We start from the raw sequence: 22,142 nt of genomic DNA, 5'->3' as shown, positions 1-22,142 counted from the left end.
TCCCAACTCGGGGCGGAAGCGACAGAAACGTTTCGCAAACGGCTCAGGCGGTGACGAGCTGCACCGTGATGACACCGACGACCAGCAGGGCCAGCACCCACGAGCCGGCCATCACGGCCGCCGCGCGCTGGAACCCACGGGCCTTCGCGGCCGCGTAGGTGCCGTAGAAGAGGTAGAAGAGGAACGCCAGTGCCAGTGCGATGGCGACGACGGCGCCCCCGAGGCTCACGAGCGACGCGGAGTAGGTGTCGCCACTGACGAACAGCGTCGCGCCCGCGCCCATCGCCAGCGCGACGACGACGAACGCCAGGGTCCAGACCGACTCGCTGCCCGCGAGCGCGCTCCAGACCGACTTGTCGCTCCCCAGTTTCGGTGTGTATGCTTTCCAGTTCCGACCCACCACCGCCGCCACGACGGCGACGAGGAGGAGAGCCATCAGCGCCGCACTCACGAGGTAGATCGTCGATACCATGATGCGCTCCGTTAGGGAAGAATGGCCGTGGAGAAGGTATAAAGATTCGTTTCTCGTCCCGGCATGGGCGGCCCCGTGGTCAGTCGAGGGTGACCCACGTCAGGAACGCGAGCGCGGCAGCCTCGAGCACGTGGAACGACAGCATCGCGTACCACGCGATGTCGGGCACCTGCGTGCTGAACCAGACCGAGAGATCCGGGTCGATGAGGTAGTAGTAGAGCGCGAACCCGTTCTCGGCGAACAGCAGGCTCGCGAACACCAGCATCCCCAGCGTGTGCTTCGACCGGAGCGTGAGGTAGTTGCGCCCCCAGACCCAGATCAGACTCCCGAGAAAGAGGAGGTTCAGCCCGACCGCGATCTGTGCGGCGGTCGCTAGCGCGTTCATCGGTCCCCCGTCGAGCGTGGCTCGGTTCGTGTGTTCGGGCTCATGGTTGCTCCAGTCCGCTGGTGATCTCCTCGACGACGTCCCAGTGTTCGCGGGCGCGGTCGGTCGGCAGGTAGACCGCGCCGTACTCGTCGCCGCTCGACTGGACGACGTCGTTCTCCGCCAGCACGTCGAGGTGGTGCCGGACGGTGTCGTAGTTGAGGTCGAGCGCCTCCGCGAGCTGGTTCGGGTTCCGCGGCCGCTCGTCGACGGCCCGGAGGACACGCGCCCGGTTGGGGCCGCCGCGGGTGCCCGACAGCACGTACCAGAGGGCCGCCTCCATCGTGTGCACCCGAGCCGCCCGACCTACCTAAGCCCACCGACCGCCCTTCCAACGGTCGGCGAACGAGCCTACTCAACGATGAACTGGCCGGCAACCTCGCGGACCTCCGCCATCGACATCGGCTCGTCGACGGCGTCGGGGAACGGCGATTCGACGTTGAGTTCGTTCAGGAAGCTCGCGTGCCGTGCCTCGACCGAGTGGATGCTGATGGCCGCCTCGAACACCGCGTCGGCGGAGACGGTCCCCGCAGCGCCCTTGTAGGCGGCGACGCCGGTGTTCTCCAGGGCCTTCGCCACGCCGAGGAACTCCGAGGGCGTCGAGTAGCCGAAGTCGTAGTTCGCCTCCTCGACGGGCGTGCCGCCGAGCTGTTCGACGGTATCCGTGAGCGCGCTCACGTGGGCGGCTTCGTGGTCGCCGACCATCGCGAGGTGACCCGGGACCTTCTCCTGCACCGCCGTTCCGTAGTCGCTCAGCACGTCGGCGTTCATCAGCTCCTCGTCGCTGAACCCCGCGAGGCCGTCGCGGTAGAACGCGTTCTCGAGGTGTTCCAGGGTGAGCGCGTAGTTCAGCACTTCCACGTCGCTGGTGTCGTTGTCGGCCTTCCGGTCATGGCTCGGGCGCTCGTCGCCCAGTTCGTAGGCGCTCGGGTCGACCTCGCTGGTGACGAACTGGCCCGCCACCTCCAGCACCTCGTCGACGCTCATCGCCTGATCGACGGCGTTCGGGAACGGCGCCTCGTCGTTGATCAGGTTCAGGAACGCCGCGTGGCGCGCCTCGTTGGAGTGGATGCCCGCCGCCACCGTCAGCAGGTCGTTGTTCACGACCTTCGGTGCGGCGCCGGCGTAGGCGGCGACGCCGGTGTTCTCCAGGGCGGCACCGACCGCGAAGAACTCCGAGGGCGTCGAGTAGCCGAAGTCGTACTCGCCCTCGCCGATGGGGTCGCCGTTGAGGTCCTCGATGGTCGCGGTCAGCGCGTCGACGTGGGCCTGCTCGTGGGCGCCGACGGTCCGGAGGTACTCGGGCACCTGCATCCGGACGGTCTCGTTGAACCCCGAGAGCGCGTCGGCGTTCATGATCTCGTCGTCGCTGAACGTCTCGAGGCCGTCGCGGTAGAACACGTTCTCGAGGTGCTCCAGGGTCAGCGCGTAGTTCAGCACCGGCACGTCGGCTGCCGGGGGCTGGGGCGTCGCCGTGGGCTCCTCCGTCGGCTCGTCGGTGGCCGTCGCGGTGGGCGTGTCCATCCCCATCGACTCGTCCGTGGGCGTGTCGGTGCCGCCGTTGCCGGAACAGCCGGCGAGCCCCGTCGCCGAGAGCGCCGCCACTGCGCCGACGAACCGGCGTCGGCTGCTTCGCGTACTGTCGTCGTCGCCGCCGGAGTTACTGTCGAACATCGTCACTCGGTTCAACGCACCACCACCTCTTACGTATTTTCCGAATTCTGACACAAATGGCGCGGAACTCCGGGGGTATCGAGGGGGAATTTCGGCCAAAGTCCCCGACGCACCAAATCTCTAAGGGGTGCCACACCTTATCGCGGGATATGGGACTGGATCCGAACAACCCACACGATCCGCTGGGAAAGCGCGCGCCGCGGGAGCGCCAGCAGCCGACCGATCCGCACAGTCCCGAGTTCCAGCGCGACCTCAGGTACGCCTCGGACCTCGTGCTACAGGCGGCGGAGCGGCAGGCCACCGATCTGGAGGTGATCCGGGAGATCCGCCGCGAACAGCAGAGCCGGGAGCCGATCCCGCTGGAGGACCACGAACTGGGCGAGGATCCGCTGGACCCGCTGGACACCCTTGGCGACGACACCATCGACGCGCTCAGCGACGACGCGCTGGACCTGATCGAGGACCTGCCCCCACTGGAAGAGGAGGTAGTGACCGACGACATCCCAGTCGGTTCGGGATCGACGGGCGGTTCCGGGTCGAGCGACGACGACGGCCACGACAGCTACGTCGAGGGCTACGAGGAAGGCTACGTCGATGACTACGAGGAGGGGTACGAGGAGTGAGCTTTTGTCACGCCGCGCCACAGTGTCGCGTATGGCCGTTGTCAAGGTAGCCTGTCCACGCTGTGGGGAAGTCGCGAACGCGACCGTGAACTCGAAATCCGACGAGATCAAGAAGCTCGGAACGAGCAGTAGGCGCGAGTACAAATCCTCCTGTAAGGAGTGTGGCGGAACGTTCTACTACAACCTCAACTGAGCGGCGGCGGTCGTCGACTCGCGGTCAAGCACACGCATCGCTGGGAAGTTTGCTTCGACAGAAATGCTCCGGCTGGGATTCGAACCACGGTCGTTCCCGTTCGTTCGCTATCGCTCACTCACCTCCCACTCCCTGCTTCGGAATCCCAGATATCGATGGCAACGGCTCGCGACCGTTGCGAGCCGTAGAAATGCTCCGGCTGGGATTCGAACCGGAGTAAGACAGTCCGGGATGCTCACTCCGTTGCGCTTCCGGGCTGCGACTCACAGGCTTCGAATCCCACACGTCGATTGCGTCGACGCCGACTCGCGGTTCGCGACGCTCACCGCTCGAACAGTGGCGTCGACAGAAATGCTCCGGCTGGGATTCGAACCCAGGTCATCACCGTGAGAGGGTGATATGATTGGCCGGACTACACCACCAGAGCGCTTCGCATCCAACGGTAATCGGGAGGAACGTAAAACCGTTGTGTTTCCTCGGCGCCGTGGGGCGAATTCGCAGACCTCGCGCCCGTACGAGCGTGCCCTGACGCGGGGGGCTCAGCCTACCGAACCTGCTCGCCGGCGACGTACACCTGCTCGGGGGACTGCCACGCCAGCACGTCCTCGAGGGGGTTCTCGGGGAGCACCAGCAGGTCCGAACGGTGGCCTTTCTCGATCAGGCCGGTGTCGTCGAGGCCCAGCAGATCCGCGGCGTTGACCGTTGCCGCCTCCAGCGCGCCCTCGGCGTCGAGGCCGTACTCGACCATGTACGCGAGTTCGTGGGCCGCGTCCTCGTGGCGGTTGAACGGCGTCCCGGCGTCGGTCCCCATCGCGATGGGGACGCCCGCGTCGAGCGCGTACTCCCACGCGGCAGCCATGCGCTGGGCGGCGTCCTCGCCCTTCTCGACGGCCTGCTCGGGGATGCCGGCGTCGCGGTTCTCGACGATACCCTTCAGCGCCGAGAGCGTCGGCACCCAGTAGGTGTCGCGGTCGGCCATCAGTTCGGCGGCCTGCTCGTCCATGAACGTCCCGTGCTCGACGCTGTCGATGCCGGCGAGCACGGCGTTTTTGATCCCCTGCGTGCCGTGGCAGTGGGCCGCGGTGGGAACGCCCGCGGCGTCGGCGGTGTCGACCAGCGCCTCCAGTTCCTCGGGGGTGAGTTCGGGCGCGCCGGTCTGGGCGCCCGTCGTCAGTACCCCGCCGGTGGCCATGCACTTGATCGCGTCCGCGCCGGCTTTCAGCTGTTCGCGAACGGCCTTCCGGACCTCGTGAGGACCGTCGGCCTCGCGGCCGAACCAGTGGCCGTGGCCGCCGGTCATCACGACGTTCTTGCCCGCGGACTGCACGCGCGGGCCGAGGATCTGCCCGTCGGCGACGGCCTCGCGAGCGTCGATGGCGAGGGTCTCGGCGGCGCCCAGATCCCGGGTGGTGGTGACGCCGGCCTTCGCCTGCTTCCGGAGGTTCTCGGCCGCGCGGTAGGCCATCGTCGCCTCGCTGTCGCCCTGTAGGCTCTCGGCGTCGGGGCGGGCGTCCATCATCAGGTGGACGTGGGTGTCGATCATCCCCGGGACGACGAACTGTCCCGACACGTCGACGCGTTCGTCGACGGTCGCGTCGCTCGCGTCACCGACCAGTTCGATGGTGTCGCCGTCGATCAGTACGTCAGCGTCGAGAACGCCGTCGGCGTCGACAACCGTGCCGCCTTCGAGTAGTCGCATGACTCTGCGTGGACGGGCCGACTACCTAAAGCGTCGGGTGGCGGCGAGAAGAGAGGGCGGGAGTTACTCGTCGGCGTCGTCGGACTCCGCTTCGAGGGCGTCGAGTAGCTCCGCGACCTCCTCGGTCTCGTAGCCCTCGTAGCCGTCCTCGACGGTGATCGCCGAGACCGACAGCGCGTCGGCCTCGATCTCCTCTTCGTGCTCGCGGATGCTACGGAGGACCAGCTTCAGCCCCTCCTCGAGGGTGAGGTCCGCCGACCAGCCGTCCTCGAGCACGCCCTGGATCTCCTCGCGGCCGCCGCCGATGATGGTGGCCTTCCACTCGTGGGGCGTCCCCGAGGGGTCGGCGCTGAACAGGCGCGGCGTCCCGCTCTCGCCGTCGACGCCGCCCTCGATCCCACCGATCAGGAGCGCGGCGCCGTACGGGCGCGTCCCGCCCATCTGGGTGTTCTCCTGGATGTGGTCGGTGATGTACTTCGTGAGCGTTTCCACGCCGACGGCCTCGCCGTAGCGCAGGTGGTTGCTCTGGGCCATCTGGCGCGCGAAGTCGATCAGCTGTCGGGCGTCGGCGACGTGGCCGGCGGAGGCGGCGCCGATGTGGTCGTCGAGCTTGTGGATCTTCTCGATGCTTTCGGACTCCATCAGCTCGGAGCTCGCCTGTGCCTGTGCGGCCAGGACGACGCCTTCCTCGGTTCGAACGCCCACGCTGGGCGCCCCTCGCGACACTGCCTCACGAGCGTACTCTACCTGGTAGATGCGGCCGTCGGGCGAGAACAGCGACGTACCGCGGTCGTAGGCCTGCTGGTCGTTCCCTCTCATTGGAGATCCTCCGTCACGGGGACGGCTTCGCTGTCGTTCATCGACTACTGCTACGCCCCCCCGACTGAAAAACCCTGCCTAAGCGGGCTATTCCTCCCCCGTTCGCTGCTGGCGATGTCGCGGCCGCTCGCGGCCGAAACCGGTGACGCGTCACGGCGGGCCTGACGGGGGTCCGGAGAGAACCACACTGGACTCCTCCGGCTCGCCGGTACTGATTTGTGGCGCCGAGCCCCGGCCCACTCTATGACCCGTGCCACCGTCTGTCTCACCGTCGACTTCGACGCCGTCTCGCCCTGGCTCCACGCCGGCGAGTTCGGCGACTCGCCCGTCCAGCGCTCCCGCGGCCGCTTCGGCGCCGAGGTCGGCGCCCCGCGCTTGCTCGGCCTGTTCGACCGCCTCGACGTACCGTCGACGTGGTTCATCCCCGGCCACACCATCGACTCGTTCCCGGAACCGTGCCAGCGCGTCGTCGACGAGGGCCACGAGGTCGGCCACCACGGCTGGAGCCACACCCCGCCCGGCGAGTACGAGAGCCGCGAGGCCGAGCGCGCGGACGTCGCTCGCGGCATCGAGAGCATCGAGGATCTCACTGGCTCCGCGCCCGCCGGCTACCGCTCGCCCTCGTGGGACTTCTCGCCGAACACCGTCTCGATCCTGCAGGAGTTCGGCTTCGAGTGGTCCTCGAGCGGGATGGCCCGGGAGTTCGAACCCTACGAACTCCGCGAGGAGCACGCGCCCGTCGACGACCCCTACGAACTGGGCGACCCCGTCGGCATCACCGAGGTGCCGGTGTCGTGGCAGCGCGACGACTACCCCGCGCTGGCGTTCTCCGGGAATCGGGCGTTCAGCGACGAGGCGGCAGTGTTCGACCACTGGCGACGACAGTTCGACTGGATGTATGAACAATGCGAGGAGCCACGCTCCTCGGAAAGCCGGACGCAGTCCGGCGAAGACGGCGGGATCTACGTCATCACGCTCCACCCGCAGGTCAGCGGCCGAAGCCCCCGCCCGGGGATGCTCCGGGAACTGATCGAACATATGGCCGCGAAGCCGGGCGTGGAGTTCGCCCGAGTCAGCGATGTTGTCTGAGTCGGTGTCGAAACCGTTTGGGCGCTCGGGTCCCGACAGCGAGCCATGACCGATCTCGCGGCCGCCTTCGACGCCGACGGCCTGACCTGCTTCGTCGGCGCCGGCGGCAAGAAGACCACCATGTACGCGCTGGCGAACGCGACCGAGCGCGCCGTCGTCACCGCCACCGTCCGCATCCCCATCTTCGACCCGCACGTCGCCCACGTCGAGGTCACCGAGGACCCGATCTCGACGCTGATCACCACCGACGAGTTCCCGCTCGGCCTCGTCCCCGAACAGGAGTTCGAGGACCGCTACCGGGGGTACGACCCCGACACCGTCACGGACCTCGCTCGATCCCACGACGGGCCCGTCCTCGTCAAAGCCGACGGCGCCCGGATGCGCGACTTCAAAGCGCCCGGCGTGAACGAACCCCGGATCCCCGAGACGGCCGACACAGTGGTCCCAATCGCCAGCGCCCACGCCGTCGGCGAACCACTGGACGAGGAGATGGTCCACCGCCCCGAGCGCGTCGCTGACGTGGCGGGCGTCGACGTCGGTGACGAGATCACGCCCGAGGTCGTCGGCCGCACGCTTGCCAGCCCCGACGGCGGCCTGCGGGGCGTCCCCGCAGGTGCGACGGCGGTCCCGCTGGTGAACAAAGTCGACGACGACGAGGACCTCGAAGTGGCACGAGAGATCGCCGACACGATCCTTGAACACGCCGACCGTTCCGTCGTCCCGCGCGTGGTGCTCGCGCGGATGGGCGAAGCCGAGATCCGTGAGATCCGCGAGTAGCTACGAGAGCCGTTCGGCCGCTTCCTCGAACTCCGCCTGCGTGTTGAGGTTCTCGAACGACGAGAGATCGGTCACGGCTTCCAGCTCTTGCTCGCTCACGACGGCGTAGGAGAGGTCCTCCAAGGGGGCCAGAATCTTCCGGTCGCCCCGCTCCAGCGCGGCGTCGCAGGCCGCGGCCATCGCGTCCGGCCGGTAGACGGCTTGCGTCGTCTGGTACCACCCGTCGCCGAGTCGCGGGACCGCGCCATCGAACGGTGGCTCCCCCTCGTCGTCGGCGATCGCGGACGACGGTGATGAGCTACCGTCGTCGGCGTCCTCCGGCGGCGGCACCTCGCCGCTCGCGCGGTCGAACAGGTAGGAGATCGTCTCGGGGTCGACGAAGGGCATGTCGCAGGCGACGACGGCGACGTACTCCCCCTCGGCGGCCCGGCAGCCGTTCCGGATCCCGGCCATCGGCCCCTGATCCGTTTCTGGGTCGAGGGCGTAGGTGGTCGGGAGCGGGTAGCCCTCCATCGCGTTCTCTATCGCCTCGCGCTGGTCCGCGCGGCAGTTCACCACCAGTTCGTCGACGACCGGTTCGAGTCGGTCCGCCACGCGGCGGATCATCGGCGTCCCCGCCAGCGGGGCGACCGCCTTGTCGTCGTCGCCGAACCGGGTCGAGCGCCCGCCGGCGATGATCACGGCCGAGTGCATGCCCGGAGGGAGGCGACTCCGCCGAAAGTCGTTTGCGGTGCCGGCTCAGCCGTCGTAGGACCGCTCGATCACCGTCCCGCCGCTCGCGTTCCGGACGATCACCGTGTCGCCGTCGTTGTTCCAGACGGGGCTGCCGCGGCCCCAGTAGTAGTCACCGCTCCCGTCCTCGCCGCTGCCGGTGTGGAGCGTGACCGTCTCGTTCGGCCCGATTTCGGCGGCCTCGGGGAACGTGTACACGTGGTCGGCCTCGTCGCGGACCGTCCAGCCGGAAATGTCGAGCGTCTCCGTGCCGGCGTTCGAGAAGGAAACGTACTCGTCGTTCAGGTTCGCGCGGTCGTCACCCTCGGCGTCGGGATGAACCGTGGCGATCCGGAGCGGCGTCCCGCCGTCGGCGACGGCGATGGGCGTCTCAGTAGCCGTCACGGCTGCGCCGTCCGTGCAGGCGCCCCAGAGCCCCGCGCCGCTCGCGTGGGCGGCGTCCTCGGCGGTCCCGTAGCGCTCGCGGTACTGGAACTGCGAGTCGTCGTAGCGCCGCGCGAGGCCACTGGTGATCAGGCCGTAGTTGAACTCCGCGCCGTCGACGTGGACGTACGCCAGCAGGCGGCCGTAGTAGCCTCGGCGGGGCTCGTTGGCGTCGAAGGAGAGCGTCACCGTCTGGCCCATGAGTTCCTCCTTTGCGTGCTCGCTGGCGCGCTCACCCCACTGGCGCAGGCAGTCGTGGCCCGCGACTGTGTCGGGGACGCCGGGGAACTCCGCGGGGTCGTTCTCGGTGTGGACCTCCGGCGTGTCGACGCCGAGCAGGCGCACGGTGTCGACAGTGCCGTTCGGGTAACGGATCTCTATCGTGTCGCCGTCGACGACGCGGGTCACCTCAGCCGTCAGTCCGTTGGGGTCGGGCGTTGCGGCGGGCGGGGCGTCGACGGTTCCTGCGGCGGCCGCTGTCGGCGACGGCGTGCCGTCGATGCTCACTCCGCTATCGGTGGGTACGGGACTACCGGCACAGCCGGCGAGTACGAGGAGCAGACATAGCGCGAGTGAGCGCGTCGACTGCCGCATGGCCGGGTCGACGGCCGGGAGGGAGAAAGGCGTTGGCGCTCAGGGCGCGAGTCGGTTCTTCCGGTTCTTCATGTGCTCCTCGTAGTAGTCGAAGGTGATCGGACACCACTCGGCGGCGAAATCGAGCACCTCCTCGGTCAGGCCGCGGATCTCCCATTGGGCGTCGGCGGCCGCGCGCATGTCGGCGACGTGCATCAGCGTCCGGACGTTCATGCTCATCACGACGTTCACCTCGGTGCCGATGGGGAGCACGAACCGTGCGTCCTCCGGCGGCATGCCCAGTTCCAGCAGGCGCTGGTACTCCTCGACGGAGCGCTGTACCGAGTTCTGGAACACCTCCTCGCGTTTCTCGACGGTCTCCTCGTCGACGGTCCCGCTCTGCTGGTTGCGGCCGATCCAGTCCGGATCGGTCGCCGAGGGCGGCGTGACGACCATCTCGCCGTCGCCCACGTCCTCGGGATCGACGTCGTCGAACGCGACGTAGCGCATGCTCTGCACGTCGAAGGAGACGTGGCGGTGGCGCGTGAGTTGGGCCATACAGGAACGGGACATCCCCTCGATGGCGAACGTCGCCTGCGGGTGCTCGAACGGGCCGAAGTGGCCGTGGCTCAGCAGATGGCCGATCAGGGTGGCCTGTTTCTCCTCGATGTCGTCGCCGTCGACGGTCGCCATCACCTCGTCGAACTCCTGTTCGCCGACGAACGCCGAGGCGTAGTCGTTGCGCGCGGCGCGACAGATCAGTTCCTCCGGATCCTCCGTGGCCTCCAGCAGTTCGACCTCCATCGTACTCGGAAGGGAGGACGGGCCGGGCATAATTGCACCGGGACGGGCGGCCAGCGCGTTTGGTGCGGAACGAATCGCTTTAGTGGCTCTCCGCGAAATCTGACGGTATGGCAATCAAGCCGAAGTACGTCAAGCAGCTCGGGCGGATCCTGCTCGAGAAGTACCCCGAGTCGTTCAACCAGAGCTTCGAGACGAACAAGGAGAGCGTCACCGCGCTCACCAACGTCGAGTCCAAGGAAGTCCGCAACCGCATCGCGGGCTACATCACGCGGAAGGAAGCCGGCGCCGCGGCGCAGGCGGCCGAAGCCTGAGCCGGCGATTTTTCCTCAGTAGCTGTACTCGTCGGCGGTTAGCTGGACGTGGCGGTTCCGGTTCCGGAACTTGACCAGTTTGTATTCCCCGAGTAGCTTCGCGCCCGTCAGGCCCGCCCGCGGGCTCCAGGAAAGCATCTCGCTCGCGCCCCCCTCGGTTAGCATCTCCTCGCCGACGCGGAACACCTTGTCCCACTGGTCGGGGCCCCAGTCGCGGACCAACTCCGCGAGCGAGACGTTCCGCAGCACCTCGTCGCCGATGGCCTCGCGCCACTCGTGGTTGTAGCGGCCGAGTTTCCCCTCCGCGGCCAGTCGGCCGGCGATGGCGCCGGTCCGGACCGCGAGGTGGTCGCCGCCCTCGTGGAACGCCGACGTGGTCCCCATCGCGCCGCCACAGACGGCGATGCCGGCGTCGACGGGCGAGTCGATGGGTCGGGTCGAGGAGATGGGGTAGGTCTCCGTCCCGCGGTTCTTTCCCGCGTCCTCGACGATGGGGAAGTCGCTCAGGTCGTACTCGTCGCCGTACTCGCGTTCGAGCAGGCGCTCGATGTACGTCGCGCCCTGCGGGATGCGCTCGTCCTCAGGGCGCAGCAGGTCGTACTTCTCGCGGTCCGCCACCTCGTCGATGTCCATCCCGATGGGCATCGTCAGCCCCACGCGACAGACTCGGTCCTGATTCGGGAAAATCCACGGGTAGGCGGTGTGGCCGGGCATCAGTCCCCACCAGAACACGATGGCGTCCTTGACCTCCTCGTAGATCTCCTCGGGGAACTTCCGGTACTCCTGATACGCGATGTGGTTGGCCGTCGGCGGTGAGAGCACCTCGCTGGCCTTCCGGTGATCGGGGAGGTAGTCGTCCAGCACACCCATCGTGATGGTGCGCTGGGGGCCGTCACAGAGCAGCAGGTAGTCGGCGCCGATCTCCTCGCCGTTCGCGAGCGCGATAGTGTGGCGCGGGTGGTCGCGAGCCTCGGTCAGAACGCCCTTCACCGACGCGTCGACGCGATAGGTCGCGCCGGCCTCTTCCGCCCGCGAGCGCAGGAAGTCGTCGAAACGCGCGCGGTGGAAGGTGTAGCCGAACTCGTCGTAGGACGAGTCGATCCCGGTCGAGCGGAGGTTACAGGCCGCGTTCGGCCCGCGGAACTCCGCGCGGTCGAGCACGTTCTGGACCACCCCGTCGGGCATCTCGTCGGGGTGGATCCCCATGATGTCGACCCAGTAGTCGAGGATGCCGGCCGCGTCGGTGGAGTCGGGGCCCAGCCTCTCGCGGTCCTCGCGCGGGACCCCCTTCTCCAGTACGAGTGCGTCGGCGCCGTGTTCGGCCGCGGCGTGGGCGGCGGCCGTCCCCGCTGGCCCCCCGCCGACGATGGCGACGTCTACGCGTTCCATAACTGAACAGGTACGTACTCGGCGCGTTAAAGCTACTGACTCGGGGCGCCCGGCGGCCTCGGCGCCGACGCCCGGTGAGGCCGTGACTGGGGAACCCACACAGCGGCGCCCCCCTTTGGCGCTTGGACCCCTCGACGGCCAAGCGGTGGCCCTCGTCGCTACCGGCGCATGCATCGAAAGTCGTCGGCAGCGCCCTCAGTTCTCGGGTTCGCGGCGGTCCCAGTCGACGTACTCGGCGACCCGTGCCATCGCCTCGCGCTCGCGTGCGCCGCCGCAGCGCTCGGTCACGCTCGCGAGGAAGTCGAGTCGGTCCCGCAGGTCGGCGTCGTCGAACCCCGAAACCCCCAGTCGTGATGCGGCGACAGTCGCCTCGACCACGGCGCCGAAGCCGCGGTTGATGGTCGTCGGCCCCTCCCGGATCACCTCACTCTCACCCGGATCCAGTTCCCACTCCCGGATCGTCGTCCCGTCCTCTTCCCGGGAACTGACCAGCGTCGCATCCACTTCGATCCACGCATCCGCGCTCGGGAGGACCGGCTCCGCTTCCTCCCGGATCGAGAGCGCGGCGTCGACGAACGCTCGCGGGTCGGCGACGAACTGGACGACCCCGCCCCCGCGGCGCTCGAAGTTCCGCCGCGTCCGGGTGTTGCCGTACGTCCGCGCGACGACGGACTCTCTCGCGTGGAGCCCCAGCGCGGCGACGTTCCACAGGTCGTTGGGCCCCTTCGTCGCGATGACGGACTCGGTCACACCCCGAAGCGGGACCGGCCAGCCCTCGGGCGCGTCGTCCTCAGGCCTCCACCCATCAGATCCTCCAGTCATACCGCCAACCCCCGTTCGAGCGCGACGAACAGCGCCGCGGCCACGCGGTCGGCGGTCGTCCCGGGGTTGATCCCCTCCGCGACGAACGCCTCGGCCAGATCCTCGGACGGCGCGAGCGAGCCGGTTCGCTCGACGGCGTCAAGCGTCGCCTCGGCCCGCTCCTGCACGTCGCGTGCGGCCCCTTCACCGTGCTTCGTCGCCACCAACGTGTCCGGCTCCGCGGCCAACTGCCGGAGGAAGCAGCGCGCCGCCCGGTCCAGCACGGGGCCGTCGTCGGCCAGAATCGCCGCCGCGGCGTCGAAGGTGCGGGAGAACCCCTCGATCCACTCCTGTGCGTTCGTGTCCGGAACGCCCTCGTCCGGGTCCGCGGAGAGTTCCATCACGTCCCGGAGCGTCAGTTCCCGCTCCCGGAGCGCCGGTTCGGCGTCGCTCCCGCGGCGCGCATCGAGGCCGGCAGCGCTCTCCGGCGGGTCGCCGACGGCCACATCGACGTGCTCGAACGCGCGGTAGAACGCCACGGCGTCGTCGACAGTCGTCGCGCGGCAGCGTTCCTCGACGCCTTCGGAGGTGAGGTCCCCCTGCGCGGCGGCGCCGACGAGAGGGGTCAGCAGCAGCAGGCAGCCGAACTGGGTGTTGCCGCCGGACTGGCGGCTCATCCCCCGGACCGCACGTTTGAACGCCCGCCCGACCGGCGCGCCCGCGGCGGCCATCCGCAGGCCGCCGGCGCTCCCGACGCTCCCCGCGAGGAACTGCTCGAAGCGCAGGTCGCCCAGATCCCGCCGGCGGTCGACGTTCCCCGGCTTGGGCGTGCCCGCCACCTCCAGCAGCAGCGCGAGTTCGGCGTTCTCCGCGGGGGATCGAGGGCTCTCGCGAGTCATCTCGGCGCCTCCGCTGGCTCGTCGGGCGCCGCCCACTCGTCCACCGCGTCGGCGACGCGGCCCAGTACCTCGGGGTTGTCGCTTGGCCGACCCACGCTGACCGCGTCCGCGCCGTAGTCGAGGTACTCGCGCACGGTCTCACGGTCCCGGACGCCGTTGTTGGCGATCAGGAACAGGTCGGTGGCGTCGGCGAGGTTGGCGACGACCGATTCGCTGTCCATCGCGTCGACGTGGATCGCGTCGGCGCCGGCGGACTCGACCCGCTGGGCGACGTTCACGAGGTCGACGCCCGCGAGTTCGGCCCGAACTTTCACACTCACGTCGGCGCCCGGCCCGCTCGCGGCCTCGACCAGCGGTTCGAGCCGGTCGGGCTCGCGGAGCAGCGTTTCGCCCGCCCCGGCCGCGCAGAGTTCGTCCTGCCGGCAGTGGGCGTTGATCTCGAGGATGGCGTCGTGCTCGGCTGCTACTTTGGCGACCTCCCGGACTGGCTCGGCCGTGGTGGACCGGACGTTGATCCCCGGCCGCACGTCGATGTCCGAGAGCGCGGCGAGTTGGTCGTCGACGAACGGGATCGGGTCGTCGGGCAGGAACTCCGTCCGGTCGCGATCCGCGACCATCTCCCGGGCCGCCGCGCGGGTCGATCCGTCGAGGCAGACGCCGCCGAGGAACGCCGTGCCGGCCCACTCAGACCCTTGTCGGGCCCACTCGGCGTCGGCCTCGCCGGAGAGCGACGCCAGTGCGAGCCGGGGGCTGAACACTCAGACCACCCCGCCGTCCGGGATCACCGGGAGGGCGCTGGCGTCGATGTCGTCGCCGGCCAGCGCCGCGGGGCCGTCGACGCTCGCGAGACCGAGACCCGACGCGGGCGCGCCGACGGCCGCCAGCGCCAGCGCGCAGGCCCGGGCGACGCGCTCGGCGTCCGCGGGGCCGTCGATGGCCGTATCAGTTTGGACGACCGGGCGATCCAGTTCGGTGTCGTCCTCGTCGTCGAGCACGAACGCGTCCGCGAAGCCGTACACGTCGGCGACGCCCGCCGTCGAGGGATCGGCGCCGACGCCGCGCATCAGGGCCGGCGCGGGCCCGGAGAAGGCCTGCTCGCCCACGAACGGCGAGACGGCGACGACCGGCGTCCGGTGGAGTGCGCGGTCGACGCCCGGGAGCGCACGGATCGGCCCGACGGAGGTGACGGGGTTCGACGGGCCGACGATGACGGGATCGGAGAGTGCGTCTCGGACTTCGGGGGTCGGCTCGGCCTGCAGCGCGCCGCGGAACTCCACGTCCTCGACGCGGGGTTCGGCGCGGTTCGCCACCCAGTACTCCTGGAAATGCATCTCGCCCTCAGGCGTGTGGATGATGGTGGCGACGGGGTCGTCGCTCATCGGCAGGAGGTCGATATCGAGGTCGAACGCGTCGGCGAGCACCCGGGTCGCTTCGGTGAGTGTGTGGCCCTCGTCGATCAGGGAGGTGCGAGTGACGTGGACCGCGCGGTCCCGGTCGCCGATAGTCATGAACTCCGCGACGCCCGAGAAGCGGCGCCAGCGGGCGATCTCGCGGCCCGCAGTCTGGGCCGACTCGGGGAGGTAGCGCGGCCCCTTCTCGAGGTCGGCGGCGTCGGCGATGCGGAACAGTTCGTCGTCAGTGTCGTGGGTGTCGCCCTCGATCCCCCACCACGTCTCGCGGTCGAGGACGCCGCCGCCGTCGAACAGCACGGTGTCGAGATCCGGCGAGACCAGCAGGCCGCCCAACTCCACGTCGTCGCCGGTGTTGCCGACGACGGAGACGGATTCACGGGCGAAGACGGGGTCGTCGGTGTCGTCGGACTTCGTCCGACTGCTAGAGGAGCTTCGCTCCTCCGTGGACAGCAGTTTGGGGGTTCCGGTGCCCCCGGCGAGGAACGTGACCATGAACGGCGTTTCGGGCCGGCGGGGTTGAAGCTGTCCCCTTCGGGAACACCGGGGCGACTTTGAGGCTCGCACCCGGGGATCCCGTATGAACGCGATCAAGGACTCCGTCCACGACTGGATCACCCTCTCCCCGGTCGCGGCGGATCTGCTGGATACCCCCGCCTTCCAGCGGCTTCGGCACATCAAGCAGCTGTCGACGGTCCGGCTGGTCTACCCCTCGGCCTCCCACACGCGCTTCGAGCACTCGCTCGGGGTGTACCACCTCGCCAGCGAGGCGCTCTCGCACCTGCGCGTCGACGGCGAGCGCGCCGATCACGTCCGCGCGGCCGCGCTGCTGCACGACGTGGGCCACGGCCCCTACGGCCATCAGACCGAGGAGATCATCATGCGCCGCGCGGGCCGCCATCACGACGAGATCGGCGGCGTCATCGAGGACACCGGCATCGCCGACACCCTGCGCGATCACGACCTCTCGCCGTCCCGCGTCGCCAAACTCGTTCGGGGCGAGGGCGAACTCGGCCAACTCGTTTCCGGGGAGCTGGACGTTGATCGGATGGACTACCTCGTCCGGGACGCCCACCACACCGGCGTTCCGTACGGCTCCATCGACCACGGTCGCCTCGTGCGCTCGCTGGGCTACCGCGACGGCGAACTGGTGCTCGCGGCGGGGAACGTCCGGACCGCCGAGTCCCTGCTCCTCGCTCGCGGGCTGATGAACGGTATCGTCTACCGCCACCACGTCTCCCGGATCGCGGGATCAATGCTCGAACGCGCCGCCGAATCCCTGCTCGACCGGGAGAACGACGTGGGTATCGAGCAGTTCGCTCGCATGGCCGACCACGACCTGCTGGTCGCGCTGGGTGAGCACGTGCCGGATCTCGGCGGGCGGATCGAGCGCCGCGACCTCTACAAGCGGGCGGTCTGGGCGGGGCTCTCGGATACGCCAGCGCACCTCCTCGGACTCGAACACGAGGACGAGCGCGCCGCCGAGCGCGACATCGCGGACCGTGCGGGCGTCGACGAGTCGGAGGTCATCGTCGACGTCCCCCGGCGCCCGTCGATGAAGGAGTCGAACGCCCGCGTGGTCGTCGACGGCGTCGTCCAGCGACTGGAGGAGGCCTCGGGGCTCGTCGGCGCCATTCGGGCGGCCCAGCGCGACGGCTGGCGGCTCGGCGTGTTCGCGCCCGAGAGCGAGCGCGAGGCGGTTGCGTCGGCGGCCGTCGACGTGCTGGGGCTCCCGGACCGCGTGCGGCGATAGGCGGCGCTTGCGAGTGTAGAGTGGGCGGCTCGGGTGAATCCATCGTCACAAGGGGCTCGGTGGGGGTAACCCTCGTCACTGCCGCCCGGCGGAACGTTGGCGGTGGGCCTGTATCAGTCGTTCGTCTTCTCGGTGTTCTTCATCGACGACGGCTCACCGTTGCCGTCGTCACTCGAGTTCCAGCCACGGGACCTCGACCAGCGCCGGAATGTAGGTCTCGATGTGGTGCTCCCAGACGCCCTCCTCGCCGAACGCCTCGCCGTGGTCGGCGGTGACCACCACGTCGCCGTCGAGTTCGTCGACGAACTCGGCGACGTGCTCCAGCACGATCCGGAGGTTCTCCTCGTAGAGCCCCAGCGCGGCCTGCTGGGTGCCGTTTCGCACCACGTCAGCGGGGTCGAGTTCGAGCCAGAGCCCCGCCTTCTGGGCGAGTTCGCTGCCGTCGAGCACGCTCTCGACGTTCGTCCGGAGGCGGTCGCCGACCGAGGCCAGCGTGCCGCCGTCGGCCTCGACCGCCCCGTTCTCGGCTTCCTCCTGCTTGCGGATCCCCTTCTGGATCTGTTTGAGCTTCTGGCCTTTCCCGCGGGAGAGGTAGGGCGCGTGTGGCTGCATGTAGTGCAGGACGGCGCGCTCGGCGCGCTCGGCGGCCTCGCGGTTCTCGCGGAAGGCTTGGGTGATCCCCTCGGGCGGGACGGTCCCGAGCTCCTCGTCCCAGCCGGTCTTCCACACGTCGAACACCTGGCTGATGTGGTCCGCGGCGGTCCACTCGTAGTCACAGCTGGCGCCCCACTTGAGCTCGTTCAGCGGGATCCCCAGATCGTTGATGAAGGGGTTCCCCGAGAAGTAGGCGATGTCGTGTCGTCCCGTGAAGTTCCGGGAGGCCCACTCCGGCGTCGACGACCCAACGCTGCGGCGTTTCTCGAGATCACCGTCGAGATACTCGTCGTAGATCTCGCTGAACACGTCGTAGCGGCAGGCATCGAGCACCAGACAGTAGTCCCAGTCGGCGCCGAGGAAATCCTGATCCCGCATCAATTACCCCGACGTTCAGACCGACTCTACGTATTCTTGTTGCTTTTCCGGAACCCTTCCACACGACTTTTGCGCGGCCGGGTGGTGGGGAGGGTATGGAACTGTTCGCCGTGCCTGACTTACCGGAGATCCGCGAGGGCGACGATCTGGCGGCGATGATCGCCGACCGGGTCGACCTGCGGGAGGACGACGTGGTCTGTGTCGCTTCGACTGTCGTCTCGAAGGCCGAGGGCCGGACCGCAGACCTCGATGACTTCCCGCCCGGCCCGCGAGCCACGGAGATCGCCCGCAACCTCGAGGAGATTTCCGGCGACGAGAAGGACCCCCGGTTCGCGCAGGCCGTACTGGAGAACTGCACCGACGTGGTGATGGCGGAGCCGTTCATCCTCACCGAGGCGCCCTTCGGCCACGTCAGCGTCAACGCCGGCATCGACCGCTCGAACGTGCCGGATCACGACCTGCTGTTGCTCCCCGAGCGCCCCAGCGAATCCGCCGGGCACGTCCACGAGAGCCTCCCCGAGTCGCCGCCGGTGCTCGTGACCGACACCGCCGGGCGGTCGTTCCGGCACGGCCAGCGCGCGCTCACCATCGGCTGGGCCGGGATGCCCGCCTCACGGGACTGGCGCGGCGAGACCGACCGCGACGGCCACGAACTGCAGGTCACCGTCCAGTCGGTCGTCGACGAACTCGCGGGCGCCGCGAACCTCGTCTCCGGCGAGGGCGACGGGGGCGATCCCGTGGTGATCGTCCGGGACTGGGAGTTCGGCGACCACGACGGCAGCGACAACCTCTTCCGGGAGATGCGCGGCGACTTCGTCCGCCAAGCACTGCGGGTGTGGGAGTTCGACCAATGAGCGACCCGATCCGTCGCGGCGTGGAACTCACGCCCGAGCATCCCGTCTCACGCATCGCCGACCTCGCGGAGACGGCCGAGGACGCGGGCTTCGATGCCGGCTTCGTCTCCTCGCACTACAACAACCGCGACCCGTTTCAGGCACTCACGGTCGCCGCCGAGCGCACCGACTCGCTCCGACTCGGCCCCGGCGTCGCCAACCCCCACGAGAGCCACCCCGTCGCGCTGGCCTCCCGGATGGCGACGCTCGACGAGCACTCGGGCGGTCGCGGCGTGTTCGGTATCGGCCCGGGCGACCCCTCGACGCTCCGGAATCTGGGCGTCGACGGCGACGACCGGGGCCTCAGGTCGGTCTTGGAGGCATTCAAAGTCGCCAAACGGCTCTGGGCCGGCGAGCGTGTGGACCACGACGGCACGTTCGCGGCCGACGACGCCGGCCTCAACTACGAACCGCCGGGCGAGATCCCCGTCTACGTCGGCGGCGAGGGCCCGCACATGTGCCGGATGGCCGCGAAACACGCCGAGGGGCTGCTGTTCAACGGCTCGCACCCGCGGGATCTGGCGTGGGCGGCCGACCGCGTGGCGGAGGGGCTGGACCAGCGCCCCGACCACCGCGGCGCGTTCGACTTCCTCGCGTACGCGAGCGTGAGCGTCGCCGCCGAGCGCGAGGCCGCCCGCGAGGCCGCGCGCCCGCCGGTGGCGTTCATCGCCGCCGGGGCGCCTGAGCCAGTCCTCCGTCGACACGGTATCGACGCCGAGCGGGCGTCAGAGGTCGGTGAGCAGATCAGCGAAGGAGCGTTCGGCGCGGCGTTCGAGGCGGTGACGCCCGGGATGATCGACGCCTTCGCGGCCGCCGGGACCGTCGACGAGGTGGCCGACCGACTGGCTGGCGTGCTGGAACACGCTGACGGCGTCGTCTGCGGGTCGCCGCTGGGGCCGGATCTGGACACGGCGATTGGACTGGCGAGCGAGGCGCTGGCGCAGGCGGAGCAGCAGGCCGAGAATCGGGCCGAAAACGAGTAGCCCGCTACCGCGTCGCGCTGGCGCCGAGCAGGTCGAGCAGGCTCCCGAACGCGAGGTAGCCCAGCACGCCGCTGGCACCGACCACCAACAGCGCACCCATGACGAGCGAGACTGCCGAGAGCGGGTCCTGCGTCGCGGGCGTCTCGAACAGGTCGACCAACTCGGGCAGGTCGGTGACGATGCGGGTCACGAACTCCTGAAGCGTAGCCATGGCTCGCCGTTCGACCGGGGGCCACTTCGCTTTTCCGAGTACCGGCGGACGGCCACCCACGCCGCCGCGCGCCGGGAGAGTTTTCCCCGGCCGCGCCGGAGCAGTCGCCAGTGACGCTCGACCCTATCCACGTCGACACCATCGCCCGCATCGCCGCCTCCATCGCGGGCACCGTCGACGACACCGACCACGACGAGCACGCACGGGACGCGTGGGAGCTGCTCGACCCGCTTCGGGAGAACGGCCGGGTCGTGGTCGAACCGCTCGACGAGCCGGCCCTCCGGGCCGCGGCCGTCGACGACGTGGCGCTCGCGGATCGCCCGTTCTCGGTCACCCACGGTCTCGACGCAGGCACGCTGAACCCCACCGGCTTCAAGAACGGCCTGCTGCTTGACGTGGCACAGGCCGCGATGGCGGCGGCGCCGACGGATCTGGAACTCCACCGCTCGCGCACGCTGGTCACGACGGTCCACGCTAACGACGCCACCCGCGAGTACAGCGAGGACTGGCAGCAGTACGACCACGGCTACAGCCGGCAGCGCGTGCTCCACGTCCCCGAAGTGGGGGAGTTCGCCGACGAGGTGACCCACGAACTCGCGCTCTACCTCGCGGAATCCTCCCACGCGCTCGAACACGCCGATAAGGTCGAGGAACTGCTCCTCCTCGACGGCCCGCTCTACCCGAAACGGCTGTTCAACTGGGAGTCACGCGACCCCGCGCTGGCTGAGGCCACGCGCGAGGCGGCCCCGCAGGCCATCGTCGAGAACTACGTCCGCCTCGTCGAGGAGTTTGTCGAGCGCGGCGTCCCCATCGCCGGCTTCGTGAAGAACCCGACCTCGCGCTTTCTCGTCCGGACGCTCTCGGGGAAGACGCCGACGCCGTGGGCCGACGACTCGGCGCTCTTTACCCGCCTGCTGGAACAGCGCGACGACGGCGGTGAGGGCCCTGCCAGCCGCGACGAGTCGGACCTGACGTTCACCTCGTGGTTCCGTTCCCGCGGCTCCTCGGACGAGCCGATGTCCGTCGACGGCGACGCGATGGGGATCGAGCGCCGACTCGACCCCGAGTGCTACGAGGTGACGTTCTGCTACCTCTACGACCCCAGAACCGACGTGACCTACAAGATCGAGGCGCCGTACGCCGTCACCCGCGACCCGGAGACCCGGGAGGCGCTGACGACCCAGCTACTGAGCGAGGTGGCGACCGAGCGCGGGCCGCCCGAGGCTATCGGGAAAGCCGACGAACTGGCGAAGATCGGCGCCGGCGAGAAGACCGCGATCCGGCGGAAGTTCGAGGAGACGTTCGACAGTGATGCGCGGATGACGTACGATCGGCTGCGGTGGGACGTCGAGGATTAGACAGGAGTGTTGATTTAGTGGGCGTCGGTTACTGGAACAGCGACCGCAACAGCATCTCGTTCGTTGGCAAATTGGGACCTCAGGGCGCCAGGGATGAACCCCGGCGCAGCGCCGAGTCCCCACCCCTCCCCCCGCGTTAACGAGAGCCTGCGGCTCTCGTTCGCCAACCAGAACGCTGCGCGTTCTGGTGACGCCGGCGACTCGTCGCCGGCGCGAGGCGTCCACCGCATCCGCCGCCGGCGGTGGCGCGCGACGTGAGCGTCGACGGACGCGAGCCGAGCGCGAGGGACGAGCGACTGTACGGGAGCGAGTCGGTTGGGGAGGCTGTGGCTGCGGTGCGTCGCTGTGCGGTCACAAGTGTCCCTGGGAACTCCGCGGTCGTGTTCGCGGTTACGACCCTCGATCGAACAAAACGAATACCGACTACTCAGCAGACGGCCCTTTCCCCTCCGCAATCTCCTCCTCAACGTCAATTGCCACCTCCTCAACCCCAATACGGGCGAACTGCGTGCGGATGTGCTCGCGCGCGGCGTCGAGGGCGGCCTCGCGCGTGTCGAACCCGCGGGCCATCGGCGACTCGAAGGCGACCCGGATCTGCTCGCCCCCGATCAGGATCGGCGAGCCGCCGCTCTCGACCTCGTAGAAGGCGTCACAGACCCATACGTAGGGCGCGCCTTCGTCGGGCGCGCCCTTGTAGGACGGCGGCTCCTCCCCGCGCTCGAACACCGTGCCGGTGAGGGCCGTCCCGCCGCCGCGGCCGTGGACCTGGATCATACCGCCCGTAGTCGGTGGGCGCTCTTA

General features: G+C 69.2%; 26 protein-coding genes and 1 tRNA gene. 9 read left to right on the top strand and 18 right to left on the bottom strand.

Annotation, left to right across the window (positions count from 1 at the left end; genetic code table 11):
* Nucleotides 1-43: 43 nt before the first annotated feature.
* From J2753_RS10945 to J2753_RS10930, 4 genes are all read right to left on the bottom strand, one after another.
* A complete protein-coding gene (locus J2753_RS10945) occupies nt 44-472 on the bottom strand; it encodes a hypothetical protein (RefSeq protein ID WP_209492088.1) in 429 nt (142 codons plus the stop codon).
* Between the two features lie 79 nt (nt 473-551).
* Nucleotides 552-857, bottom strand: a complete 306-nt coding sequence (locus tag J2753_RS10940) for a hypothetical protein (RefSeq protein ID WP_209492087.1) — start codon at nt 855-857, stop codon at nt 552-554.
* Between the two features lie 40 nt (nt 858-897).
* A complete protein-coding gene (locus tag J2753_RS10935) occupies nt 898-1,179 on the bottom strand; it encodes an ArsR/SmtB family transcription factor (RefSeq protein ID WP_209492086.1) in 282 nt (93 codons plus the stop codon).
* A gap of 68 nt (nt 1,180-1,247) precedes the next feature.
* Nucleotides 1,248-2,570: a ferritin-like domain-containing protein gene (locus J2753_RS10930; protein ID WP_209492085.1), complete on the bottom strand. Its 1,323-nt coding sequence runs from the start codon at nt 2,568-2,570 to the stop codon at nt 1,248-1,250.
* 149 nt (nt 2,571-2,719) lie between these two features.
* Here J2753_RS10930 and J2753_RS10925 point away from each other — a divergent pair, with 149 nt between their 5' ends.
* The gene (locus tag J2753_RS10925) at nt 2,720-3,193 is read left to right on the top strand and encodes a hypothetical protein (RefSeq protein ID WP_209492084.1); all 474 of its coding nucleotides are present in this window, start codon (nt 2,720-2,722) and stop codon (nt 3,191-3,193) included.
* Between the two features lie 31 nt (nt 3,194-3,224).
* Nucleotides 3,225-3,386: a hypothetical protein gene (locus tag J2753_RS10920; protein ID WP_209492083.1), complete on the top strand. Its 162-nt coding sequence runs from the start codon at nt 3,225-3,227 to the stop codon at nt 3,384-3,386.
* A 352-nt stretch (nt 3,387-3,738) separates the two neighbouring features.
* Here J2753_RS10920 and J2753_RS10915 read toward each other — a convergent pair.
* The 3 genes from J2753_RS10915 to J2753_RS10905 form a co-directional block, all read right to left on the bottom strand.
* A tRNA-Glu gene (locus J2753_RS10915) sits at nt 3,739-3,813 on the bottom strand.
* A 117-nt stretch (nt 3,814-3,930) separates the two neighbouring features.
* Nucleotides 3,931-5,085 (bottom strand): metal-dependent hydrolase family protein, encoded by a 1,155-nt coding sequence (locus J2753_RS10910; protein WP_209492082.1) that lies wholly within the window; start codon nt 5,083-5,085, stop codon nt 3,931-3,933.
* Between the two features lie 63 nt (nt 5,086-5,148).
* Nucleotides 5,149-5,904, bottom strand: coding sequence for an archaeal proteasome endopeptidase complex subunit alpha (locus J2753_RS10905; protein WP_209492081.1), 756 nt, complete (start codon nt 5,902-5,904; stop codon nt 5,149-5,151).
* 243 nt (nt 5,905-6,147) lie between these two features.
* On the opposite strand from J2753_RS10905, the gene J2753_RS10900 reads away from it, so the two are divergent.
* Both J2753_RS10900 and yqeC read left to right on the top strand, forming a co-directional pair.
* Nucleotides 6,148-6,993 (top strand): polysaccharide deacetylase family protein, encoded by an 846-nt coding sequence (locus J2753_RS10900; protein ID WP_209492080.1) that lies wholly within the window; start codon nt 6,148-6,150, stop codon nt 6,991-6,993.
* A 45-nt stretch (nt 6,994-7,038) separates the two neighbouring features.
* Nucleotides 7,039-7,770, top strand: coding sequence for a selenium cofactor biosynthesis protein YqeC (yqeC, locus tag J2753_RS10895; RefSeq protein WP_209492079.1), 732 nt, complete (start codon nt 7,039-7,041; stop codon nt 7,768-7,770).
* Here yqeC and J2753_RS10890 read toward each other — a convergent pair whose 3' ends face one another.
* The 3 genes from J2753_RS10890 to thyX are packed head-to-tail and all read right to left on the bottom strand — an operon-like array spanning nt 7,771 to nt 10,302.
* On the bottom strand, nt 7,771-8,463 hold the full coding sequence (locus tag J2753_RS10890; RefSeq protein WP_209492078.1) for a molybdenum cofactor guanylyltransferase: 693 nt from the start codon (nt 8,461-8,463) through the stop codon (nt 7,771-7,773). It lies immediately after the preceding gene.
* Between the two features lie 45 nt (nt 8,464-8,508).
* A complete protein-coding gene (locus tag J2753_RS10885; RefSeq protein WP_209492077.1) occupies nt 8,509-9,519 on the bottom strand; it encodes a lamin tail domain-containing protein in 1,011 nt (336 codons plus the stop codon).
* Between the two features lie 39 nt (nt 9,520-9,558).
* Nucleotides 9,559-10,302 carry an FAD-dependent thymidylate synthase gene (gene thyX / locus J2753_RS10880; RefSeq protein WP_209492076.1) on the bottom strand — a complete coding sequence of 248 codons (744 nt, stop codon included), beginning with the start codon at nt 10,300-10,302 and terminating at the stop codon, nt 9,559-9,561.
* Nucleotides 10,303-10,409: 107 nt separating this feature from the next.
* Here thyX and J2753_RS10875 point away from each other — a divergent pair, with 107 nt between their 5' ends.
* Nucleotides 10,410-10,613, top strand: a complete 204-nt coding sequence (locus J2753_RS10875; RefSeq protein ID WP_209492075.1) for a 30S ribosomal protein S17e — start codon at nt 10,410-10,412, stop codon at nt 10,611-10,613.
* A gap of 15 nt (nt 10,614-10,628) precedes the next feature.
* Here J2753_RS10875 and J2753_RS10870 read toward each other — a convergent pair whose 3' ends face one another.
* The 5 genes from J2753_RS10870 to cofD form a co-directional block, all read right to left on the bottom strand.
* Complete coding sequence (locus J2753_RS10870) at nt 10,629-12,002, bottom strand: NAD(P)/FAD-dependent oxidoreductase (protein WP_209492074.1); 1,374 nt, start codon at nt 12,000-12,002, stop codon at nt 10,629-10,631.
* Nucleotides 12,003-12,197: 195 nt separating this feature from the next.
* A complete protein-coding gene (locus J2753_RS10865) occupies nt 12,198-12,824 on the bottom strand; it encodes a DUF447 domain-containing protein (protein WP_209492073.1) in 627 nt (208 codons plus the stop codon).
* Nucleotides 12,821-13,702, bottom strand: a complete 882-nt coding sequence (locus J2753_RS10860; protein WP_209492072.1) for a triphosphoribosyl-dephospho-CoA synthase — start codon at nt 13,700-13,702, stop codon at nt 12,821-12,823. The genes J2753_RS10865 and J2753_RS10860 overlap by 4 nt, the downstream gene beginning before the upstream one ends.
* Nucleotides 13,699-14,460, bottom strand: a complete 762-nt coding sequence (locus J2753_RS10855) for a tRNA-dihydrouridine synthase (RefSeq protein WP_209492071.1) — start codon at nt 14,458-14,460, stop codon at nt 13,699-13,701. The genes J2753_RS10860 and J2753_RS10855 overlap by 4 nt, the downstream gene beginning before the upstream one ends.
* The gene (gene cofD, locus J2753_RS10850; RefSeq protein ID WP_209492070.1) at nt 14,461-15,606 is read right to left on the bottom strand and encodes a 2-phospho-L-lactate transferase; all 1,146 of its coding nucleotides are present in this window, start codon (nt 15,604-15,606) and stop codon (nt 14,461-14,463) included.
* 85 nt (nt 15,607-15,691) lie between these two features.
* Here cofD and J2753_RS10845 point away from each other — a divergent pair, with 85 nt between their 5' ends.
* Nucleotides 15,692-16,864: an HD domain-containing protein gene (locus J2753_RS10845; RefSeq protein ID WP_209492069.1), complete on the top strand. Its 1,173-nt coding sequence runs from the start codon at nt 15,692-15,694 to the stop codon at nt 16,862-16,864.
* Between the two features lie 168 nt (nt 16,865-17,032).
* Here J2753_RS10845 and J2753_RS10840 read toward each other — a convergent pair whose 3' ends face one another.
* Nucleotides 17,033-17,896: a hypothetical protein gene (locus J2753_RS10840; RefSeq protein WP_209492068.1), complete on the bottom strand. Its 864-nt coding sequence runs from the start codon at nt 17,894-17,896 to the stop codon at nt 17,033-17,035.
* A 95-nt stretch (nt 17,897-17,991) separates the two neighbouring features.
* Here J2753_RS10840 and J2753_RS10835 point away from each other — a divergent pair, with 95 nt between their 5' ends.
* A complete protein-coding gene (locus tag J2753_RS10835) occupies nt 17,992-18,750 on the top strand; it encodes a coenzyme F420-0:L-glutamate ligase (protein ID WP_209492067.1) in 759 nt (252 codons plus the stop codon).
* Nucleotides 18,747-19,772, top strand: a complete 1,026-nt coding sequence (locus J2753_RS10830; protein WP_209492066.1) for a 5,10-methylenetetrahydromethanopterin reductase — start codon at nt 18,747-18,749, stop codon at nt 19,770-19,772. Before J2753_RS10835 ends, J2753_RS10830 begins: the two co-directional genes overlap by 4 nt.
* Nucleotides 19,773-19,776: 4 nt before the next feature.
* Here J2753_RS10830 and J2753_RS10825 read toward each other — a convergent pair whose 3' ends face one another.
* Nucleotides 19,777-19,983 carry a hypothetical protein gene (locus tag J2753_RS10825; protein WP_209492065.1) on the bottom strand — a complete coding sequence of 69 codons (207 nt, stop codon included), beginning with the start codon at nt 19,981-19,983 and terminating at the stop codon, nt 19,777-19,779.
* A 110-nt stretch (nt 19,984-20,093) separates the two neighbouring features.
* Between J2753_RS10825 and J2753_RS10820 the strand changes: the two genes are divergently transcribed.
* Nucleotides 20,094-21,341: a DNA double-strand break repair nuclease NurA gene (locus J2753_RS10820; RefSeq protein WP_209492064.1), complete on the top strand. Its 1,248-nt coding sequence runs from the start codon at nt 20,094-20,096 to the stop codon at nt 21,339-21,341.
* 423 nt (nt 21,342-21,764) lie between these two features.
* Here J2753_RS10820 and J2753_RS10815 read toward each other — a convergent pair whose 3' ends face one another.
* Nucleotides 21,765-22,115: a DUF7113 family protein gene (locus J2753_RS10815; protein WP_209492063.1), complete on the bottom strand. Its 351-nt coding sequence runs from the start codon at nt 22,113-22,115 to the stop codon at nt 21,765-21,767.
* Nucleotides 22,116-22,142: the final 27 nt, after the last annotated feature.

Origin of the sequence: Halolamina salifodinae, assembly GCF_017874235.1 — an archaeon.
GTDB lineage: Archaea > Halobacteriota > Halobacteria > Halobacteriales > Haloferacaceae > Halolamina > Halolamina salifodinae.
Note: the sequence above shows the minus strand (reverse complement) of the source record. Positions and strands in the feature narration are given on the sequence as shown.

Bases quoted from the DNA above. Each gene is read 5' to 3' on its own strand.
- J2753_RS10945 (WP_209492088.1), bottom strand. From the start codon at position 472: ATGGTATCGACGATCTACCTCGTGAGTGCGGCGCTGATGGCTCTCCTC.
- J2753_RS10940 (WP_209492087.1), bottom strand. From the start codon at position 857: ATGAACGCGCTAGCGACCGCCGCACAGATCGCGGTCGGGCTGAACCTC.
- J2753_RS10935 (WP_209492086.1), bottom strand. From the start codon at position 1,179: ATGGAGGCGGCCCTCTGGTACGTGCTGTCGGGCACCCGCGGCGGCCCC.
- J2753_RS10930 (WP_209492085.1), bottom strand. From the start codon at position 2,570: ATGTTCGACAGTAACTCCGGCGGCGACGACGACAGTACGCGAAGCAGC.
- J2753_RS10925 (WP_209492084.1), top strand. From the start codon at position 2,720: ATGGGACTGGATCCGAACAACCCACACGATCCGCTGGGAAAGCGCGCG.
- J2753_RS10920 (WP_209492083.1), top strand. From the start codon at position 3,225: ATGGCCGTTGTCAAGGTAGCCTGTCCACGCTGTGGGGAAGTCGCGAAC.
- J2753_RS10910 (WP_209492082.1), bottom strand. From the start codon at position 5,085: ATGCGACTACTCGAAGGCGGCACGGTTGTCGACGCCGACGGCGTTCTC.
- J2753_RS10905 (WP_209492081.1), bottom strand. From the start codon at position 5,904: ATGAGAGGGAACGACCAGCAGGCCTACGACCGCGGTACGTCGCTGTTC.
- J2753_RS10900 (WP_209492080.1), top strand. From the start codon at position 6,148: ATGACCCGTGCCACCGTCTGTCTCACCGTCGACTTCGACGCCGTCTCG.
- yqeC (WP_209492079.1), top strand. From the start codon at position 7,039: ATGACCGATCTCGCGGCCGCCTTCGACGCCGACGGCCTGACCTGCTTC.
- J2753_RS10890 (WP_209492078.1), bottom strand. From the start codon at position 8,463: ATGCACTCGGCCGTGATCATCGCCGGCGGGCGCTCGACCCGGTTCGGC.
- J2753_RS10885 (WP_209492077.1), bottom strand. From the start codon at position 9,519: ATGCGGCAGTCGACGCGCTCACTCGCGCTATGTCTGCTCCTCGTACTC.
- thyX (WP_209492076.1), bottom strand. From the start codon at position 10,302: ATGGAGGTCGAACTGCTGGAGGCCACGGAGGATCCGGAGGAACTGATC.
- J2753_RS10875 (WP_209492075.1), top strand. From the start codon at position 10,410: ATGGCAATCAAGCCGAAGTACGTCAAGCAGCTCGGGCGGATCCTGCTC.
- J2753_RS10870 (WP_209492074.1), bottom strand. From the start codon at position 12,002: ATGGAACGCGTAGACGTCGCCATCGTCGGCGGGGGGCCAGCGGGGACG.
- J2753_RS10865 (WP_209492073.1), bottom strand. From the start codon at position 12,824: ATGACTGGAGGATCTGATGGGTGGAGGCCTGAGGACGACGCGCCCGAG.
- J2753_RS10860 (WP_209492072.1), bottom strand. From the start codon at position 13,702: ATGACTCGCGAGAGCCCTCGATCCCCCGCGGAGAACGCCGAACTCGCG.
- cofD (WP_209492070.1), bottom strand. From the start codon at position 15,606: ATGGTCACGTTCCTCGCCGGGGGCACCGGAACCCCCAAACTGCTGTCC.
- J2753_RS10845 (WP_209492069.1), top strand. From the start codon at position 15,692: ATGAACGCGATCAAGGACTCCGTCCACGACTGGATCACCCTCTCCCCG.
- J2753_RS10840 (WP_209492068.1), bottom strand. From the start codon at position 17,896: ATGCGGGATCAGGATTTCCTCGGCGCCGACTGGGACTACTGTCTGGTG.
- J2753_RS10835 (WP_209492067.1), top strand. From the start codon at position 17,992: ATGGAACTGTTCGCCGTGCCTGACTTACCGGAGATCCGCGAGGGCGAC.
- J2753_RS10830 (WP_209492066.1), top strand. From the start codon at position 18,747: ATGAGCGACCCGATCCGTCGCGGCGTGGAACTCACGCCCGAGCATCCC.
- J2753_RS10825 (WP_209492065.1), bottom strand. From the start codon at position 19,983: ATGGCTACGCTTCAGGAGTTCGTGACCCGCATCGTCACCGACCTGCCC.
- J2753_RS10815 (WP_209492063.1), bottom strand. From the start codon at position 22,115: ATGATCCAGGTCCACGGCCGCGGCGGCGGGACGGCCCTCACCGGCACG.